Origin of the sequence: Aneurinibacillus thermoaerophilus, assembly GCF_900099925.1 — a bacterium.
Lineage (GTDB): Bacteria > Bacillota > Bacilli > Aneurinibacillales > Aneurinibacillaceae > Aneurinibacillus > Aneurinibacillus thermoaerophilus.
In genome coordinates this window covers 28009-44181 of sequence record NZ_FNDE01000003.1, presented here as the reverse complement: position 1 = coordinate 44181, position 16173 = coordinate 28009, and the positions used below count along the sequence as shown (strand labels likewise).

At 47.6% G+C, this 16173-nt stretch carries 18 protein-coding genes; 14 read left to right on the top strand and 4 right to left on the bottom strand.

The window, feature by feature from the left end; all coding sequences use genetic code 11:
- Positions 1–206 precede the first annotated feature (206 nt).
- From BLR88_RS02665 to pepF, 6 genes are all read left to right on the top strand, one after another.
- Positions 207–938, top strand: coding sequence for a response regulator transcription factor (locus tag BLR88_RS02665; protein ID WP_091259875.1), 732 nt, complete (start codon positions 207–209; stop codon positions 936–938).
- Between the two features lie 135 nt (positions 939–1073).
- The gene (locus tag BLR88_RS02660) at positions 1074–1778 is read left to right on the top strand and encodes a sensor histidine kinase (RefSeq protein ID WP_091259874.1); all 705 of its coding nucleotides are present in this window, start codon (positions 1074–1076) and stop codon (positions 1776–1778) included.
- 149 nt (positions 1779–1927) lie between these two features.
- Positions 1928–2740 (top strand): ABC transporter ATP-binding protein, encoded by an 813-nt coding sequence (locus tag BLR88_RS02655; protein ID WP_057898974.1) that lies wholly within the window; start codon positions 1928–1930, stop codon positions 2738–2740.
- A complete protein-coding gene (locus BLR88_RS02650) occupies positions 2715–3152 on the top strand; it encodes an FtsX-like permease family protein (RefSeq protein ID WP_091259871.1) in 438 nt (145 codons plus the stop codon). Before BLR88_RS02655 ends, BLR88_RS02650 begins: the two co-directional genes overlap by 26 nt.
- Positions 3153–3328: 176 nt before the next feature.
- A complete protein-coding gene (locus BLR88_RS02645; protein WP_057898972.1) occupies positions 3329–4153 on the top strand; it encodes an aldo/keto reductase in 825 nt (274 codons plus the stop codon).
- Between the two features lie 207 nt (positions 4154–4360).
- Entirely contained in the window at positions 4361–6280 is a 1920-nt protein-coding gene (gene pepF, locus BLR88_RS02640; RefSeq protein WP_057898971.1) for an oligoendopeptidase F, read from the top strand.
- Positions 6281–6300: 20 nt separating this feature from the next.
- Here pepF and BLR88_RS02635 read toward each other — a convergent pair whose 3' ends face one another.
- Positions 6301–6909, bottom strand: coding sequence for a TlpA disulfide reductase family protein (locus BLR88_RS02635; protein ID WP_057898970.1), 609 nt, complete (start codon positions 6907–6909; stop codon positions 6301–6303).
- Between the two features lie 206 nt (positions 6910–7115).
- Here BLR88_RS02635 and BLR88_RS02630 point away from each other — a divergent pair, with 206 nt between their 5' ends.
- The 4 genes from BLR88_RS02630 (at position 7116) to BLR88_RS19320 (ending at position 9560) form a co-directional block, all read left to right on the top strand.
- On the top strand, positions 7116–8423 hold the full coding sequence (locus BLR88_RS02630; protein ID WP_082706002.1) for a Na+/H+ antiporter family protein: 1308 nt from the start codon (positions 7116–7118) through the stop codon (positions 8421–8423).
- Positions 8424–8454: 31 nt separating this feature from the next.
- Positions 8455–8577 (top strand): hypothetical protein, encoded by a 123-nt coding sequence (locus BLR88_RS20305; protein WP_302846653.1) that lies wholly within the window; start codon positions 8455–8457, stop codon positions 8575–8577.
- A 194-nt stretch (positions 8578–8771) separates the two neighbouring features.
- Positions 8772–9302: a PadR family transcriptional regulator gene (locus BLR88_RS02625; RefSeq protein ID WP_057898968.1), complete on the top strand. Its 531-nt coding sequence runs from the start codon at positions 8772–8774 to the stop codon at positions 9300–9302.
- A gap of 93 nt (positions 9303–9395) precedes the next feature.
- Complete coding sequence (locus BLR88_RS19320; protein ID WP_175493539.1) at positions 9396–9560, top strand: hypothetical protein; 165 nt, start codon at positions 9396–9398, stop codon at positions 9558–9560.
- A gap of 55 nt (positions 9561–9615) precedes the next feature.
- On the opposite strand, the gene ilvA is transcribed toward BLR88_RS19320, so the two are convergent.
- The 3 genes from ilvA to tkt form a co-directional block, all read right to left on the bottom strand.
- Positions 9616–10824 (bottom strand): threonine ammonia-lyase, encoded by a 1209-nt coding sequence (ilvA, locus tag BLR88_RS02620; RefSeq protein WP_057898967.1) that lies wholly within the window; start codon positions 10822–10824, stop codon positions 9616–9618.
- A gap of 161 nt (positions 10825–10985) precedes the next feature.
- Positions 10986–11498 (bottom strand): DUF2179 domain-containing protein, encoded by a 513-nt coding sequence (locus BLR88_RS02615; protein WP_057898966.1) that lies wholly within the window; start codon positions 11496–11498, stop codon positions 10986–10988.
- A gap of 153 nt (positions 11499–11651) precedes the next feature.
- Entirely contained in the window at positions 11652–13658 is a 2007-nt protein-coding gene (gene tkt, locus BLR88_RS02610; RefSeq protein ID WP_057898965.1) for a transketolase, read from the bottom strand.
- Between the two features lie 369 nt (positions 13659–14027).
- Between tkt and BLR88_RS02605 the strand changes: the two genes are divergently transcribed.
- The 4 genes from BLR88_RS02605 to BLR88_RS02590 all read left to right on the top strand — a co-directional run bounded on the left by BLR88_RS02605 (position 14028) and on the right by BLR88_RS02590 (position 16137).
- Positions 14028–14723: a PIG-L deacetylase family protein gene (locus tag BLR88_RS02605; RefSeq protein WP_057898964.1), complete on the top strand. Its 696-nt coding sequence runs from the start codon at positions 14028–14030 to the stop codon at positions 14721–14723.
- Positions 14724–14875: 152 nt separating this feature from the next.
- Entirely contained in the window at positions 14876–15118 is a 243-nt protein-coding gene (locus BLR88_RS02600) for a hypothetical protein (protein ID WP_057898963.1), read from the top strand.
- A 160-nt stretch (positions 15119–15278) separates the two neighbouring features.
- Positions 15279–15620, top strand: coding sequence for an ethanolamine utilization microcompartment protein EutS (gene eutS, locus BLR88_RS02595; RefSeq protein WP_057898962.1), 342 nt, complete (start codon positions 15279–15281; stop codon positions 15618–15620).
- Positions 15621–15636: 16 nt separating this feature from the next.
- Positions 15637–16137: a EutP/PduV family microcompartment system protein gene (locus BLR88_RS02590; RefSeq protein WP_057898961.1), complete on the top strand. Its 501-nt coding sequence runs from the start codon at positions 15637–15639 to the stop codon at positions 16135–16137.
- The last annotated feature ends 36 nt before the right edge of the window (positions 16138–16173 follow it).

Below are 16173 nucleotides of genomic sequence, written 5' to 3'. Positions count from 1 at the left end.
GCACATTTTTCGCCCTGGAAACAGGGCTTTTTTTTATCGTTCGAGAAATACGTTTGTTGATTATCCAAGGCCACCTTCATTCTCGATTGATTGCAAAGAACGGTTCCCCGGTTTTCGACAGGGAGTTTTCCGGAACGCGGGCAACGTGGTTAATGAACTTCGGGATTACCTGTGATACAATTTTTGAAGATTAAGGAGGAGATCCGTTGTATAAAGTGTTCATAGTCGAGGATGAACCAAAAATCGCTGAAATGCTGGCCGCTCATCTGGAAAAGTACGGATATCAACCGTATGTTGCCTGCAATTTCAAAAATTTGAAGCAAGAGTTTCTGGAGGTTCGCCCGCATCTTGTTCTTTTGGACATTAACCTGCCTTATTTCGACGGGTTTTACTGGTGCAGGCAAATCCGCACGGTGTCCAATGTGCCGATCGTTTACGTGTCGGCCCGTTCGGGCGAGATGGATCAAGTGATGGCAATCGAAAACGGCGGGGACGACTATTTGACCAAACCGTTTCATCTCGACGTCGTACTTGCAAAGCTGAAGAGTTTGTTGCGTCGCACCTACGGTGAATACGCCTACTCGGTTTCTTCTTCAGACATCCTCGATCTGTCCGGGCTGGTGCTCGATCGTTCTCGTTTTACCGCGGAGTTCAGAGACAGATCGATCCATCTGAGCAAGACCGAGTTTCAGCTGTTGGAGGGGCTGGCACGAAAAGCGGGACAGGCCGTAAGCCGGGAGACACTGCTGGAGACGCTATGGGATGACACTACATTTGTGGATGATAACACGTTGACGGTGAATGTAACTCGTCTTCGCAAAAAGTTAGAAGAACTTGGCCTGGGGGACTGCATCGAAACGATTCGCAGACACGGGTACAAGTTGAACGTTCAATGGGCGGATGAACAAGCAGCGTGGATGGGAGGAGAGGAACCGTGACCCTGGCCCGCTTTCTTTGCGATCGTCTGCCACTTTTGTTGCTATACTCGGGCTCGTCCGCATTGGTGCTATTGGTTTCTGTGGTTAGGTTTGCACTTTCGCGGGGTGGGCCTGACAGTATCCGAGATTGCATACATGGCGATTTTGCAAGCTTTCGCCGCGTTCCTGTATCTCGCTTATGACTACATTCGGCATCGGCTGCTCTACAGACAGTTGAAGACCTCTGGCAAAGATTTCGATGATGTGCTGCGCATCATGAGTCCGGTCACCGGCGAGGAAGAAGCATTGGTGCGCCGTTTGCATGACATGCATCGCGTGTATGCGACCGAACTGTTGAAGCACCGGCAGAGTCAGGAGCGCCATCTCGAATACGTCCAGATGTGGGTACACCAAATGAAAACGCCCGTGTCCGTCATCGCCCTTCTTCTGCAGCAGCCTCCAGATACGGCGGAACCGGAGCGCATCCAAGTGGAAACGGACAGGAAATGGCTGCATTTCATGCTGCAGCAGTTGATCTCGAATGCGCTGAAGTATTCGAGGTTAACCGGACGCACCGGGCTGTCCCTCGACCTTCGGGTTCGCCGGGAAGGCCGCGCTGTTTTGCTTCAGGTTGAGGACGAGGGGGTTGGTATACCCCCGGAAGATTTGCCGCGTATCTTCGAACCGTTCTTCACAGGCGAGAACGGTCGTCTGACGAAGGAGGCGAGCGGCATGGGACTATACCTGGTCAAACAGGTGCTCGACCGGCTGGGGCGCCGCATTGAAGTATCGTCTTGCCCGGGGGAAGGTACGACCGTGACGATCGTGTTCGAAACGCGGTCGCTGACAAAATTGACATGACAAAATCCAGGCGAACCTTGCAAAATTGTAAGGTTCGTCTTTCGTTTTGTAAGCTTGAGCAATGTAAAAAATGACCGGTTGCGGTACTATAATGGAGCCAACAGATAGCCAAAATGTAAAGAAGGAAGTAATGATAGGAGGAAGATACCATGCAATTGCACACAAAAGCATCCGGAGCCGCCGCACCGGTTTTGCACGCTGAAGCATTGACCAAAATTTACGGTTCAGCGAAAAATGCCGTTCTCCACAAAGCGCTGGACGAGGTAAATCTGAAAGTGTATCCCGGCGAATTTGTCGGCATCATGGGGCCATCCGGTAGCGGCAAGACGACGCTCCTCAATCTGTTGGCGACGATCGACCGGCCGACGTCGGGCAGGGTGACGATAAACGGAATGAACCCTGCAACCATGAGCGCGAAGGAACTCGCGCTGTTCCGCCGCCGTCAGCTCGGTTTCGTTTTCCAGGATTTCAACCTGCTCGACACGCTCTCGATCCGGGAGAATATTTTGCTTCCGCTGGTGCTTGATAATGCGAAATCGAAGGTTATGGAAACAAAACTGGAAGAACTTGCCCGCCACCTGAACATCAGCCAAATTCTCGATAAGCGGACGTACGAGGTGTCGGGTGGACAGCAGCAGCGGACAGCGATCGCCCGGGCGTTGATCCACGATCCTGCCCTCGTGTTGGCGGACGAACTGACCGGCAACCTCGACTCTAAGGCGGCTCACGATGTCATGAGCGCTCTGAAGGACATGAACGAGCAGCGCGGCGCAACGATTCTGATGGTGACGCACGACCCGTTCGCGGCCAGCTTTTGCAAGCGCGTCCTCTTTATCAAAGACGGCAAGTTGTTCTCGGAGATCCGCAGAGGAGATAACCGACAGGTATTCTTTCAGCATATTCTTGATGCGCTGAGCGTCCTGGGAGGGAATTTCAGTGAAGTTTCGGCATCTCGCAACTAGCAACATTCGAGGCAACTGGCGCCAGTATACAGCGTTCTTTTTTAGCAGCGTTTTCTCGGTTATGATCTTTTTCCTTTACGCCCAGTTCATATTGCACCCGGATGTCGTGGGGGGGGGGAAGCTGCAGGCAGCCAATTACGTGAAACAAGGAATGGTTGCCTGCGAATACATTATCGTCATCTTCTCCTTCTTCTTTGTGTTGTACTCACTGTCGGCGTTCCTAAAGTCACGGAGCAAGGAATTCGGTTTGCTGTCGCTGTTCGGCATGACGAATGGCCAAATCCGGCGAATGGTGCTGACGGAAACGATGGTTATCGCTGCTTTGGCGACCACCGTTGGCATCGGACTCGGTCTGTTGTTCTCGAAGTTGTTTTTGCTTGCGTTGAGGGAAATTTTCAAAGGCGCGCGTTAGGCGACTTACGAGACGCAGATTTGTGGAATCGAATTTAATAACCGGAAACAGGTACGTGAGCTGGATAGAGCAGCTCCGGATGGAATTTTCAAATTTTCGCTTATCATGGAAACAGGTGCCGCTGTTATGTTATCATCGTTATGTCAATACTTTCGGGCAGACAGGAGGAATTGAGCATGATTCACAGCATGTCGAACAACGCGGTCCTGGCGAACGGCGTCAAAATGCCGTGGCTCGGGCTAGGCGTATGGAAGATGAGCGAAGGCGGCGAGGTGGAACAGGCTGTCAAGGCGGCGGTTCGTGCAGGGTACCGAAGCATTGATACCGCGGCCGTCTATGGCAACGAAGCAGGCGTGGGCAAGGCGATCAAGGAGTGCGGCGTACCCCGTGAACAATTGTTTATTACAACGAAAGTGTGGAACAAAGATCAAGGTTACGATTCCACGCTGAAGGCTTTCGAAGAAAGCCGAAACAAGCTGGGTCTCGAGTATGTCGATCTGTATCTGATCCATTGGCCGGGAACGAGCAAGTTCAAGGAAACGTGGAAAGCTCTTGAAAAATTGTACAAAGACGGGCTTGTCCGCGCAATCGGGGTAAGCAATTTTAAAGTGCACCATCTGGAAGAGCTGATGGCTGACTGCGAAGTAGTGCCGATGGTGAATCAGGTCGAGTTTCACCCGCTGCTGACGCAGCAGGAGCTGCGCCATTTCTGCAAGGAGCACCGGATTCAGCTTGAAGCGTGGAGCCCGCTTATGCAGGGACATCTCGATTTGCCGGTTCTGACCGAACTGGCCGGCAAATACGGCAAAACGCCGGCACAAATCGTTCTGCGCTGGGATTTGCAGCACGGTGTGGTGACAATCCCGAAGTCGACCAAAGAAGAGCGCATCCGCGAAAATGCGGACATCTTCGACTTCGAGCTTTCGCTTGAGGATATGGCGGCACTCGATGGTCTGAACAAGGATCACCGTTTCGGCCCTGATCCGGATCAATTTTTCTGATGACTACAGCCCTCCTTTACGGAGGGCTTTTTTCTACCTCTTATGAATCGCTTTACAATAAGTGGAAATAAGTACTCCTAAAGCAGGGATGCCTGGGGATTTTATGCTGCCAAAGTTGAGTAATTAACATGAATTTCCTGGTATGATACCTAGGAAGATGTGCATACCATAAAGTAGTTACACATTTTTGGAAAAGAGGTGTGAAACATGAAACGAAAGTTCGTTACCACTGTAACAGCGGTGACGTTTGCGGTGTCCGTCTTCCCCATGCCGGTTGTGCTTGGCAGCGAAGTCATGAACACGACCGAGATGATTAAAAAGGCGCAGCGGCCGGAATATAAGACGCGTGCGGATATTCCAGCGAGGTACAAGTGGAACTTAGAAGACATTTATATAAGCAAAGAGGCCTGGACAGCCGATCTTAAGAAACTGGAAAGAATGGCAAACGCGTTCCCGGCCCATCAGGGGAAATTGGCGGAATCATATGCTGTGTTTTTGAAAGCGCTTAATGATTTAAGTGATCTTATGCGGTTGCGCGATAAGGTATACGTATACGCATCCATGGGCTTTGATGTTAATGCCTCCAATTCTTCATTGAAAGAATTGTTTGATAAGGCGGAGAAAGCAAGCGTGCTCGTTTCGGAAAAAACGTCTTGGTTTACACCGGAAGTGCTGGCCATTCCACCAAACAAAAGAAAAGCGTATCTGGCCAAAAAGGAGGTTGCCCCGTATAAGCCGTTTCTTGAAGATTTGGAACGGATTAAGCCCCATACGCTGAACAAAGAAACGGAAGCACTGCTGGCCCAGTTTTCACCGCTCGGACAGAATCCAGAAAATGTGTATTCGTTGCTCAGCAAGGATGTGAAATTTCCGAAAATTAAAGACGAGAACGGAAAAGAAGTGCAATTGACGCGTGCCAATTTTACGGCTTATATGGAAAGCAAAAATCGCAATGTCCGGAAAGCGGCATTCGAAGCGTATTACAGAACGCTTGAAGAGTATCAGGATACATTTGCTCAGGTGCTTTCTGGAAAAGTAAAAGCGAATAATACGTACGCCAAGGTACGAAAGTATCGCAACGCGTTGGAAGCGAGCTTAACGCCAAACAATGTGCCGGTAAAAGTGTATGACCAGTTGATTCAAAGCGTCAACAAGGGGTTGCCGCTTTTGCATCGCTATATGGAACTGAAAAAGAGGATGCTCGGCGTCAAAGAGCTGCACATGTACGATATCTATACACCGATTGTAGAGGCGAATTCATCGTATATTCCGTACGAAGAAGCGCAACAACGGGTGCTGGAAGGGCTTAAGCCGCTTGGTGAGGAGTACGGCAAAGTGCTAAGCAAGGCGTTCACAAGCGGGTGGATCGATGTGTATTCGACCGCTGACAAGCGTTCCGGCGCATACCAATCAGGCGCGTACGACACACATCCATATGTGCTATTAAATTATCAGGGTACGACTGATGATATATTTACGATTGCGCATGAGCTTGGGCATGCTATGCACACATATTATACAAATCGAACCCAACCGTATATTACAGCCAATTATCCGATATTTACCGCGGAAGTCGCTTCTACACTAAATGAGGCATTGCTATTTGAAAGCATGTATGCTAAGGCGAAAACAAAGCAAGAAAAAATATATTTGTTGAATCAGCGCCTCGAAAATTTTCGGACAACGCTATTTCGTCAGACACAGTTTGCTGAATTCGAAAAACTGATTCATGAAAAAGAACAGGCAGGCGAGTCGTTGAATGCGGAAGCGCTTAAGAAAATGTATATTGATATCAATAAAAAATATTATGGAGCAGCCATGGTGAATGATAAAGAAATTGCGATGGAATGGGGACGCATTCCGCATTTTTATTACAATTTCTATGTCTATCAGTACGCGACCAGCTTTGCCGCTTCCACAGCGCTGGCTGAGCAGGTGTTGAAAGAGGGCAGACCTGCCGTGGATCGGATTCGGGAGAAGTTTCTATCTGCGGGTAATTCCAAAGCGCCGATTGAAATATTACGGGAAGCAGGTGTTGATGTATCTACATCTAAACCAATCGACGATGCATTGAAAGTGTTTGCAGAAACATTAAATGAATTGGAAAAACTGATAAGCCAAAAATAATGATAGATCATCTTCATACATTATTTTTGCTTTATGTTTTCTATGAATTTTTCCATAGTTGAATATGTCATTGGACCCATAACATGCTGGCGGATGATTCCGTCCGCGTCGATAATAAAACTAGTGGGAACAATAGTAACTTGATACATGTCAGCCACATGCGACTTCCGGTCAAGCAGCACTGGAAACTGCATATTCATTCCTTGGGCAAACCGTTTGACATTCGGCACGCTGCTTTCCGTTTCCGTAAGATTGACAGCTAGAATTTCTACATTTTTCTCTTTATAAGCACGATAAAATTTTACCATATCAGGAATTTCCTCACGACACGGAGGGCACCAGGTCGCCCATATATTCAAAATGACGATCTTTCCTCGCAAGTCGGACAAGTGCATGGTTTTGCCGTCCAGTGTCTCCAACGTAAAATCCGGCGCCTTCTTGCCTTCCTGCACCCCTATTTCTACGCGCTGTGTTTCTTGTTCTGTCTTTGGCTCTATTTCTTTCCTTGTCACTGTTTTATTTGCTGTCGTCTCAGCGCCGGTCTGTGTTTCTTCTTTTTTACTGAGCGTGCTGTAGAGCATGCCGCCAATAAGCACAAGCAATACAAGAAGTACCGCCATTTTTTTCATGGACTCTCTTCCTTCCTTCCATGTTTTTTCCCAATGTACCTGTCCTATAAGTATAAGCCGAAAGCAAGCAAAAATAGAAGTCTAAGAAAAACCCCCGGAATTTTTCGGAGGCTTGCGTTGTATTTGATTTGATTTCTTCTTCTTGTCAGAAATCCTTTCGTATGATATAACTTCATCTGTCTACCATACTAAAGGAGGAAACAGTGTTGTTAAATGCAGTGGTTGTATCTGTGCTTGTTATCGTTGTGCTGTCGCTTTTGCGGATTAATGTTATTTTTGCATTAATCGCCGCGGCGATAACGGCTGGTTTAATGGGGGGACTCTCGCTGAAAGAGGCAGTTTCCACAATGATTGAAGGGATGAGCGGACAAATGGAAACGGCGCTCAGCTATGTGTTGCTTGGCATGTTCGCAGTCATGATTGCTCGTTCTAATATTACGTCCATTCTCCTAAAGAAGTTAATTAGTATACTGAAGGGAAAGCGCGGTGTTTTGCTTGTCACGATTGCGTTTGTGGCATCGTTATCACAAAATGTTGTGCCGGTGCATATCGCATTTATTCCTATTCTTATTCCGCCGCTGCTTTCTCTGTTCAATCAGATGAAAATTGACCGCAGGGCTGTTGCTTCGGCGCTTACATTTGGTCTACAGGCTCCGTATATTATGATTCCTGCTGGTTTCGGACTTATCTATCACGGTATTGTGGCAAAAGAGATGGGAAAAAACGGGATGCCAATTGATGTATCCATGTTTCCGAAAGTGATGCTGATTCCGGGGCTCGGGATGATTTTCGGGCTTTTTATTGCGTTGTTTATTTCATATCGCAAAGAAAGAACGTATGTTGAAAAAGAAAATACGCTTGTGTTATCAACAAAAAATGAACATGCAACAACAGCTTTTACCGGTAAGCACGCGCTTACCCTGACGGCGATTCTAGGGGCGCTTGGCGTGCAACTATGGATGGAATCCCTTGTGCTTGGTACATTAACTGGAATTCTGTTGATGTTTATATTCCGTATTGTTTGCTGGAACGAAGGCGATGAGGTTGTACAGCGCGGCGTGGTCATGATGGGATTTATTGCATTTGTTATGTTGCTGGCGTCCGGTTACGCGTCTGTGCTGCAAGAAACCGGGGCGGTCAAAGGGCTTGTAGCGGCGAGTGGCGCATGGCTTGGAAGTAACAAAATGCTGGCTGCCGCTATTATGTTGCTGATCGGACTTCTTATTACGATGGGCATCGGCTCTTCTTTTGGTACAGTGCCGATTATTGCAACGATTTACGTACCGCTATGCGCCGAGCTTGGCTTTTCGTCTCTTGCGACCGCAGCGCTTATCGGGACAGCGGGTGCGCTTGGCGATGCTGGATCGCCGGCTTCTGATAGTACGCTCGGGCCGACGTCTGGCCTAAACGCAGACGGACAGCATGATCATATATGGGATACGTGCGTCCCGACGTTTTTGCATTACAATATTCCTTTATTTATATTTGGATTCATTGCGGCTATGGTACTATAATTGATAAATAAAATAAAAAGGCGATGGTGTCGTGCGTGTGTGCAGGCAGCCATCGCCTTTGGCTATATTGTCTGAAAAAATTGTGGTTGACGACCAGCGCAATGCCTGCGATGAGTACAGACGGGCTCGCGAGGTAGCAGGCGCATCGGAATGATCCTTGGACGTTTACATAGTCAAGTTTGGTTATATTCACACAATCGTTATATAGTTTAGCTATAATGACAGATAATGATAATAAAGTGTGATAGATTGCATGCCTATTCTTTTGCGGTTCGGGGTTAGATTCCACTATCCTTTGCTACAGGATAGGTAAGATAACAAAGGAAATTCATAAAGGGGAACATAGGAATGGATGAACGAGCGTTATTGCTGTTAGGTTTATTAAAGAATCAGAGCCAGCACGGTTATCAAATTAACGAATTTATCGAACGAAATGTAAGTCAGATTATGAATTTGAAAAAAGCGACGGCGTACGCCATTCTAAACCGACTGCATGAGGCCGGCTATGTGACGTTGCGTATGGAGCAGGAGGAGAATCGTCCGCCGCGCAAGGTGTATTCGATTACGAAAGAAGGAGAGAAGGAGTTTTACCGCCTCTTGCAAGAGAATCTTTCGCATTTGGAGCAGGTCACGCTGCCGGGCGATATCGGGTTGATGTTTCTTGATCATCTTTCGCCGTACGAAGTGATATGTTGCCTTCAAGCAAGGCTCAAAAATCTGGAGGAACAGATTAAAGTGTATGAAAGAGTGCCGAAGCATGAGCATAATCCAAGCGTAGACCTAACCATCGATCGCCGCCTTCGCTTGCTTAAAAGCGATCGGGATTGGCTTCAGGACACAATTGCTCACCTTTTGAAAAAACAGAGACGGGACACATGATATCCCGGTTCCCTGTAAAAATAAAGGAGACATGTAAGAGGGATTGTAAGCGTGCAGAGAGATTGTAGCAATCATAAGGAGGGAAAACAGGGCATGAAATGGATTTATTGGATGGCGCTATTCAACACAAAATTCCAAGCGAGCTGCCTTGTGAAGCGGATGGAGGAAGACTGGTGGACAAAAGGATACAGGAGTCCTCGTGTCATTGAAATTTTTCGGGTAAAAGACGGGCGCTATGGCGTCCGCTATATGTGGTAACGCAGAGTGGATATCATGCGAGTCCAACTCAGCAGGTGCCGTCCCGCCGTCTTTTTCACATTCGTTCGTTAACAGGATATCCTTCACGCACCAAGCGTTTTTCAATGCGTTCGATATGTGCGCGGTTGTTTGTTTCCAGCTCCAGTTCCACTTCTGCTTGACCTGGAACAATGCGCGGGCTGATACGGTGGTGATGGATGGAAATAACATTGGCGCCTTCTTGCGCCAGGATCGATAGCAGGCGATTAAGGTTGCCCGGCTTATCATGCACGGTCGTCGCAATGCGTATATACCGGCCTGATTCGATAAGACCGTGTTCGATGATGCGTGACATGAATGTCACATCTACATTTCCGCCGCTCAAAATGACGGCCACTTTTTTATTGGTCAACGGTATGCGGCGGTACAAGAGCGGCACGAGTGCGGCGGCGCTGGACCCTTCGACGAGCAGTTTGCTGCGTTCCAGCAGATACAACATTACGCGCGAGATTTCGATATCTTCAGCTAGAAACACGTCATCCACGTATTTTTGCACCAATTGATACGTTAGGGTACCTGGTTTCTTGACTGCAATACCATCAGCAATCGTCCCGGTGCTTTCTACAAGTACCGGTTGTCCCTGGCTTAACGATGCGGCCATACTGGCGCATGCCGCGGCTTCTACGCCATAAACCTTCACATGAGGCTTAAGCGTTTTTATCGCTGCCGCAATTCCGGCGATAAGTCCTCCACCGCCAATCGGACAGACGATGGCATCCACATCAGGCAATTGCTCAAGCACTTCCAGCCCGATGGTTCCCTGGCCTTCGATAACACGCGGATCATCGAAGGGGTGCAAAAATGTAGCTCCGCTCACTTTTTGCACTTCAAACGCTCTTTCTAATGCTTCATCAAATGACTGACCGTGTAAAATGACCTGTGCGCCGTACTTTTGCGTAGCCTGCACTTTGCTGAGCGGGGCGCCTTCAGGCATAACGATGGTGCTTGTGATGCCAGCTTTTGTACTGCTGAAAGCAACACCCTGCGCGTGATTGCCAGCGGAGGCCGCCACTACCCCGCACGCTTTTTCTTCTTCGCTTAGGGAAGCGATTTTGTTATAAGCACCACGTACTTTGAAAGACCCGGTTTTTTGCAGATTTTCTAGCTTTAAATAAAGCTGGTTTTCGGCCAGTTCGCTGAATGTGGTCGAGTAGTCGAGCGGAGTGTAGCGGACGACAGGTTGAAGGATAGCTCTTGCCTGCCGGATCCCGTCGAGTGTAATCATGTGAATCCGTCCTTCCGTAAGAAATAGATGGTGCCTTTAATTATAATGATACGAACGTCGATGGATTCCCATTCCCTTCGGCGGCAAGAGAACAGGAAAACTGGAATTTAAGTCAAATGTATCATCAAACTTGTTCCGATATGTTAGATTTTCCTATTGTACTATTTTGTAATTCGGTTTGTCCAAAAGCCACCGTAAAAAAATCTCGGTTCGTACGAAATCACAAACGCTTTCGGCGCCAATTCTTTAATCGTCTGGTACAACTTCTTCTCGTTTCTTCGTTTCGCGAGTACATTCATTACAACACGCTGCCCATCTTTACCGTTTGCTTGCCAACTGGTTACCCCATATCCTTTTTCACGCAGGATACGGCTAATATCATTCTGAGATGAATCAAGTACAATTTGCACAGTTACATAGCCAAGCGCTAACAGTTCCTCGATTTTGCTACCCATATATACGCCGGTGCCCCAGCCAATACAATAAGCCGCAAGATTGAACGGATTATTAAGATTACCAAGCACAAGAGAAAGACCCATCAAATATACGAACACTTCCACCATACTGACGAGGGAGGCTAACAGCTTCTGTCCCTTCATCACCATAATCATTCGGATAGTAAAAAACGATACATACACAATATTAATGGTAAAAATAATGAGCAGCTGTTCCATTGTTTTGCCCCTCCTGTTTCAATGCAACATACAACTTTCTTTCCTTTCATCTCGCATAAAATATCATACTCCTACAAAAACTGTAAAGCTAAAAGCTCACTTCTTAACAAAAAAAGCGATCTCCCTTATGTGGGAGACCGCTGAGCATCATGTTTATGATGTAGCTATTACTTTTTCCGCAATAGCTACCACATGCTCCGGTGTGAACCCGTACTCTTCCATCAATTTTGTGCCAGGAGCGGATGCACCGAACCTAGTAATGCCAAGCACCTTGCCTTTATCGCCTACGTAGCGTTCCCAACCAAGCGGATGCGCCATTTCGATAGCGACGCGAGCTTTCACGTCCGGTGGCAACACTTTATCTTTATACTCTTGCGGCTGCTGTTCAAACAGTTCCCAGCTCGGCATGCTGATTACGCGGATGCGGCGGCCTTTCGTTTCAAGCTTTTGCTTGGCCGAAAGCGCTAGGCTTACTTCTGAACCGGAGGCAATAAGCAACAAATCCGGTGTACCGTCCGTATCAGAGAGTATGTACGCGCCGCGCGCTACCGATTCAGTCGCTTTTTCTTTTGTTCCTTCAAGTATAGGCAGGCCTTGGCGGGACAGAATCATCGCGATCGGCCCTTTGCTGCGGCTTACCGCGTAACGATAGGCGGCGATTGTTTCATTGGCATCAGCTGGACGCAGCACAGTTAAGTTTGGAATCGCGCGCAGCGCAGGCAAATGCTCAATCGGTTCATGCGTTGGTCCGTCTTCACCAACGGCGATGCTATCATGCGTGAATACATAAATGACAGGTACATCCATCAGCGCCGAAAGTCGCATGGCCGGACGGAGATAATCGGCAAATACGAGAAAAGTGCCGCCATATACTTTGACGCCGCCGTGCAGCGCCATTCCGTTCATGATAGCAGCCATTGCATGCTCGCGCACGCCGAACCAGATATTGCGGCCTTCATACTGGCCGGGCATAAAGTTCGGCTCGTCTTTAATCATCGTCTTGTTGGATGACGCCAGATCAGCAGAACCGCCGAGAAAGAATGGCACGGTTTTTGCAATCACGTTAATCACTTGGCCCGACGCTTCACGCGTTGCGACTTTTCCATCTTCTGGAGCGAAGGAAGGCAATTCGCTGTCCCAGCCTACGGGCAATTCTCCGCGCATCGCTTGTTCGAATTGTTTGGCAAGATCCGGATGAGCTTGTTTGTACGCTGCAAACTTCTCGTTCCATTCCTGTTCGGCCCGCTGCCCTCTCATCTTGACTTCCAAGAAGTGAGCTCGCACTTCTTCCGGGACTGTAAACGGTTCATGTTCCCAATCATACGCTTTGCGTACCAGTTCGATTTCTTCGGCGCCGAGCGGCGCACCGTGCGCTTCCGATTTTCCTGCTTTGTTCGGGCTTCCGTACCCGATCGTTGTGCGAATTTCAATTAGCGTCGGGTGTTCTGTTTCGTTTTTCGCCTTGGCAATCGCGCAGGAAATGGCTTCGATATCGTTACCATCTTCCACACGCAAGACATGCCAACCGCATGCTTCAAACCGCTGTTTCACATTTTCAGAGAATGCAAGGCTTAATTCTCCGTCAAGGCTAATATCATTGGAATCGTATAACACAATCAGGCGCCCCAGTTTCAAATGGCCAGCAAGGGAAATGGCCTCAGCCGCTACACCTTCCATCAGATCGCCATCCCCACAGAGGACGTATGTGTAATGATCAACAATATTATGGTTTTCGCGGTTGTATTTTGCGGCAAGGTGGCGTTCGGTCATCGCCATGCCGACCGCCATCGCGATTCCCTGTCCAAGCGGGCCAGTCGTTGCTTCCACGCCCGGTGTGTGACCGTATTCCGGATGTCCCGGCGTAGGACTGCCCCATTGGCGAAAGTTCTGTAAATCATCAAGTGACACATCATATCCGGTCAGGTGCAGCAGGCTATACAATAGCATGGAACCATGTCCTGCCGACAGCACAAACCGATCTCGATTCGCCCAGCTTGGATTGGCGGGGTTATGCTTCATAAAACGCGTCCAGAGCGTGTACGCCATTGGCGCTGCTCCCATTGGAAGGCCGGGATGACCGGACTTCGCTTTTTCTACCGCTTCAATCGAAAGAACACGTAGGGTGTTGACTGCGAGCTGGTCAAGCGTTTGGTTGTTCATTCCGTTCCAAAGCCCCTTTCATGGTTCATCATCTTCTCGATGCATGTGTATGATGTCTTCCTACTTTTCATTATGCCAAAAGCAAGCTGACAAATAAAACTTTTTCCAGTGTATCTTTCATTTGTCGAGAGAACAGCACGTTATCGGGCTTTTGTAATTTGTAATATGGAGCACAGCCTTGTCATTTTTCTTGAATGTTTGGGTGATTGCATCTGCAATAGGGGGATATTTCATGAATTCATCTCAAATATTTCTTTTCAAATGGATGGCAGCTTCTATTAAATAAGTTTGGTAAAGTAAAGGGAATACTGTGTTTATACCGCGGTGTATGAATATGTAAATGACAGTACATAAGGAGGAGGGAATGCGTTGAAAAAAAATACGATTGCCTTCGTTTTTGCACACCCGGATGATGAATCATTTGCATGTGCGTCAACGATTCGTGAACTAGTTGTTCGAGGGAATCATGTTGTACTTTGTGTGGCAACCCTAGGTGAAGCCGGGAAAACGGGGCGTTTGGGCCCCATGACTAAAGAAGAGCTGGCGGCAAAACGGAAACAGGAATTGCAAAAGGCAGCAGATGTCATGGGTATATTTGCAATCCATCATTTAAATTATCCTGATGGGAAATTAGCTAGCATAGATCGTTATCAATTGGTAAATGATATTGTCACGTTTCTTAATGATCAGCAGGCGCAAATTGTTATCACTTTTTCGGAAGATGGTATTTCTGGACATCCGGATCATACCGCAATTCATCATGCTACGCGTGAAGCCATACTAAGTGGGGAATGTCCAACTGTACAAAAATTATATTATGTTGCTAGTCGAGCACTAAAAGAAGCAGGTCATTCTCCAACTGTGAAATTTGATAGTCAAATTCATTGGGAAGTAAAGGTAAAAGCATTATTGGCTCATGAGTCACAAATTGGGTCTGTCAAAAGGGTATTTGGGGATTTGCAGGAACCGCTGAGTGGATTTAGATTCGAATCGTTTGTTTTAGCCTGGGAGCGAGGCGTATATTGGCCGAATAAGAAGGAAACGTTCTTAACAGATGACAGGTAATCTATAAAAATAAGTTGCTAGGTATATGTCTTGGCAACTTATTTCAGCGACATGCCTTCTGGACATTGGGCGTATACTAGCGTAGAATAGGCAATTAAGAAAGGGATTGTAAGCGGCTATCAGGTAAGTGAAGCAAAGTTTTTTTGATATATATGCATTATTTTTTAAAAGGATTGGAAACGATGAACCGCGATGAGACTTGTATGGCGTGCGGTAAGCCGATTCAAGAACGAGTATATGCTGTTTATCGCAGCGCCGCCGAAAACAAAGAAGAAGAGAAAAACGTAGCTGGGTTCTTGTGCAATGTGTGCAGCAAAAGGCATAAAATGAAACCAGTAGGGAGAAAAAACCCGTTTGTCAAGCTGGAAAAGTTGAAAGAGAGGTTGGAAAGGTAGGTGCGCGTATGTCACAGAAATGGGGCGCGGACTGACCAGTAGTCATAGATGCTTGTATTTATTTATCACTATGCTATAATATATAGAAAAAATTGTGCGGCAACGGAGCCACTGTCATATTTGGCAGGGGCTTTTTGCGTTTGCGAGGAGGAAAATGTGCATGGCAGAAGAGAAAAAGCGGTTTATCCAGGAATTTGTGCCGGGCAAACAGGTAACATTAAGCCATTTAATCGCCAATCCGGATGAAGATATGTTTGACAAGCTGGGAATTCCACAAGGGGGTTCCATCGGTATTCTGACGCTGACCCCGAGCGAGACGGTGATTATTGCCGGCGATTTGGCGACGAAGGCGGCCAGTGTAACGATCGGCTTCCTTGACCGGTTTACCGGCAGTCTCGTCTTGGTCGGCAGCGTGTCAGAAGTGGAAACCGCAATGCAGCGCATTAATGAATTCTTAGCGCACAATCTCGGTTATACGCCGGCCATGATTACGAAATCATAGTCAGGGAGGAAAGGAAATGCAGAAAAAACATCGCGCGATGCTGATTGGTGCCATCGGGGCAGGCAAATCCACGCTTACCAATGCGCTCTTAGGACGCGATGTGCCCGCTGTGAAAACTCAATCGCTCATCTATCGGGACTGGATCGTAGATACGCCGGGCGAATATACCGAAAACCCATTGTTCTACAAAAATATCATGGCAACGGCGCTTGAAGTTACCCATGTGCTTTTTATTCAGGATGCGACGAACCCAAAGACCATTTTTCCCCCCGGGTTTGCAACAGGTATCCCGAAGCTTGCTATCGGGGTAGTAACGAAAACCGACGCTCCGGAGGCAGACAGAGAACGGGCGGCGCGACAATTGCGGCGTGCGATTCCGGATGGCCCAATTGTGTTCGTTTCAGCGTATAAGAACGAAGGGTTAGAGGAAATGAAAGCGTTGATCTCGTGCCATTCACGTGAAGAAATGAAAGATTATTGCGCGAATTCTAAATCAGAAAATATTTCTTACATGTAACCCTTTACAGATAATTTTATTTCTATTATCATTAAG

Bases quoted from the DNA above. Each gene is read 5' to 3' on its own strand.
- BLR88_RS02660 (WP_091259874.1), top strand. From the start codon at position 1,074: ATGGCGATTTTGCAAGCTTTCGCCGCGTTCCTGTATCTCGCTTATGAC.
- BLR88_RS02655 (WP_057898974.1), top strand. From the start codon at position 1,928: ATGCAATTGCACACAAAAGCATCCGGAGCCGCCGCACCGGTTTTGCAC.
- BLR88_RS02645 (WP_057898972.1), top strand. From the start codon at position 3,329: ATGATTCACAGCATGTCGAACAACGCGGTCCTGGCGAACGGCGTCAAA.
- pepF (WP_057898971.1), top strand. From the start codon at position 4,361: ATGAAACGAAAGTTCGTTACCACTGTAACAGCGGTGACGTTTGCGGTG.
- BLR88_RS02635 (WP_057898970.1), bottom strand. From the start codon at position 6,909: ATGAAAAAAATGGCGGTACTTCTTGTATTGCTTGTGCTTATTGGCGGC.
- BLR88_RS02625 (WP_057898968.1), top strand. From the start codon at position 8,772: ATGGATGAACGAGCGTTATTGCTGTTAGGTTTATTAAAGAATCAGAGC.
- BLR88_RS19320 (WP_175493539.1), top strand. From the start codon at position 9,396: ATGAAATGGATTTATTGGATGGCGCTATTCAACACAAAATTCCAAGCG.
- ilvA (WP_057898967.1), bottom strand. From the start codon at position 10,824: ATGATTACACTCGACGGGATCCGGCAGGCAAGAGCTATCCTTCAACCT.
- BLR88_RS02615 (WP_057898966.1), bottom strand. From the start codon at position 11,498: ATGGAACAGCTGCTCATTATTTTTACCATTAATATTGTGTATGTATCG.
- tkt (WP_057898965.1), bottom strand. From the start codon at position 13,658: ATGAACAACCAAACGCTTGACCAGCTCGCAGTCAACACCCTACGTGTT.
- BLR88_RS02600 (WP_057898963.1), top strand. From the start codon at position 14,876: ATGCATTATTTTTTAAAAGGATTGGAAACGATGAACCGCGATGAGACT.
- eutS (WP_057898962.1), top strand. From the start codon at position 15,279: ATGGCAGAAGAGAAAAAGCGGTTTATCCAGGAATTTGTGCCGGGCAAA.
- BLR88_RS02590 (WP_057898961.1), top strand. From the start codon at position 15,637: ATGCAGAAAAAACATCGCGCGATGCTGATTGGTGCCATCGGGGCAGGC.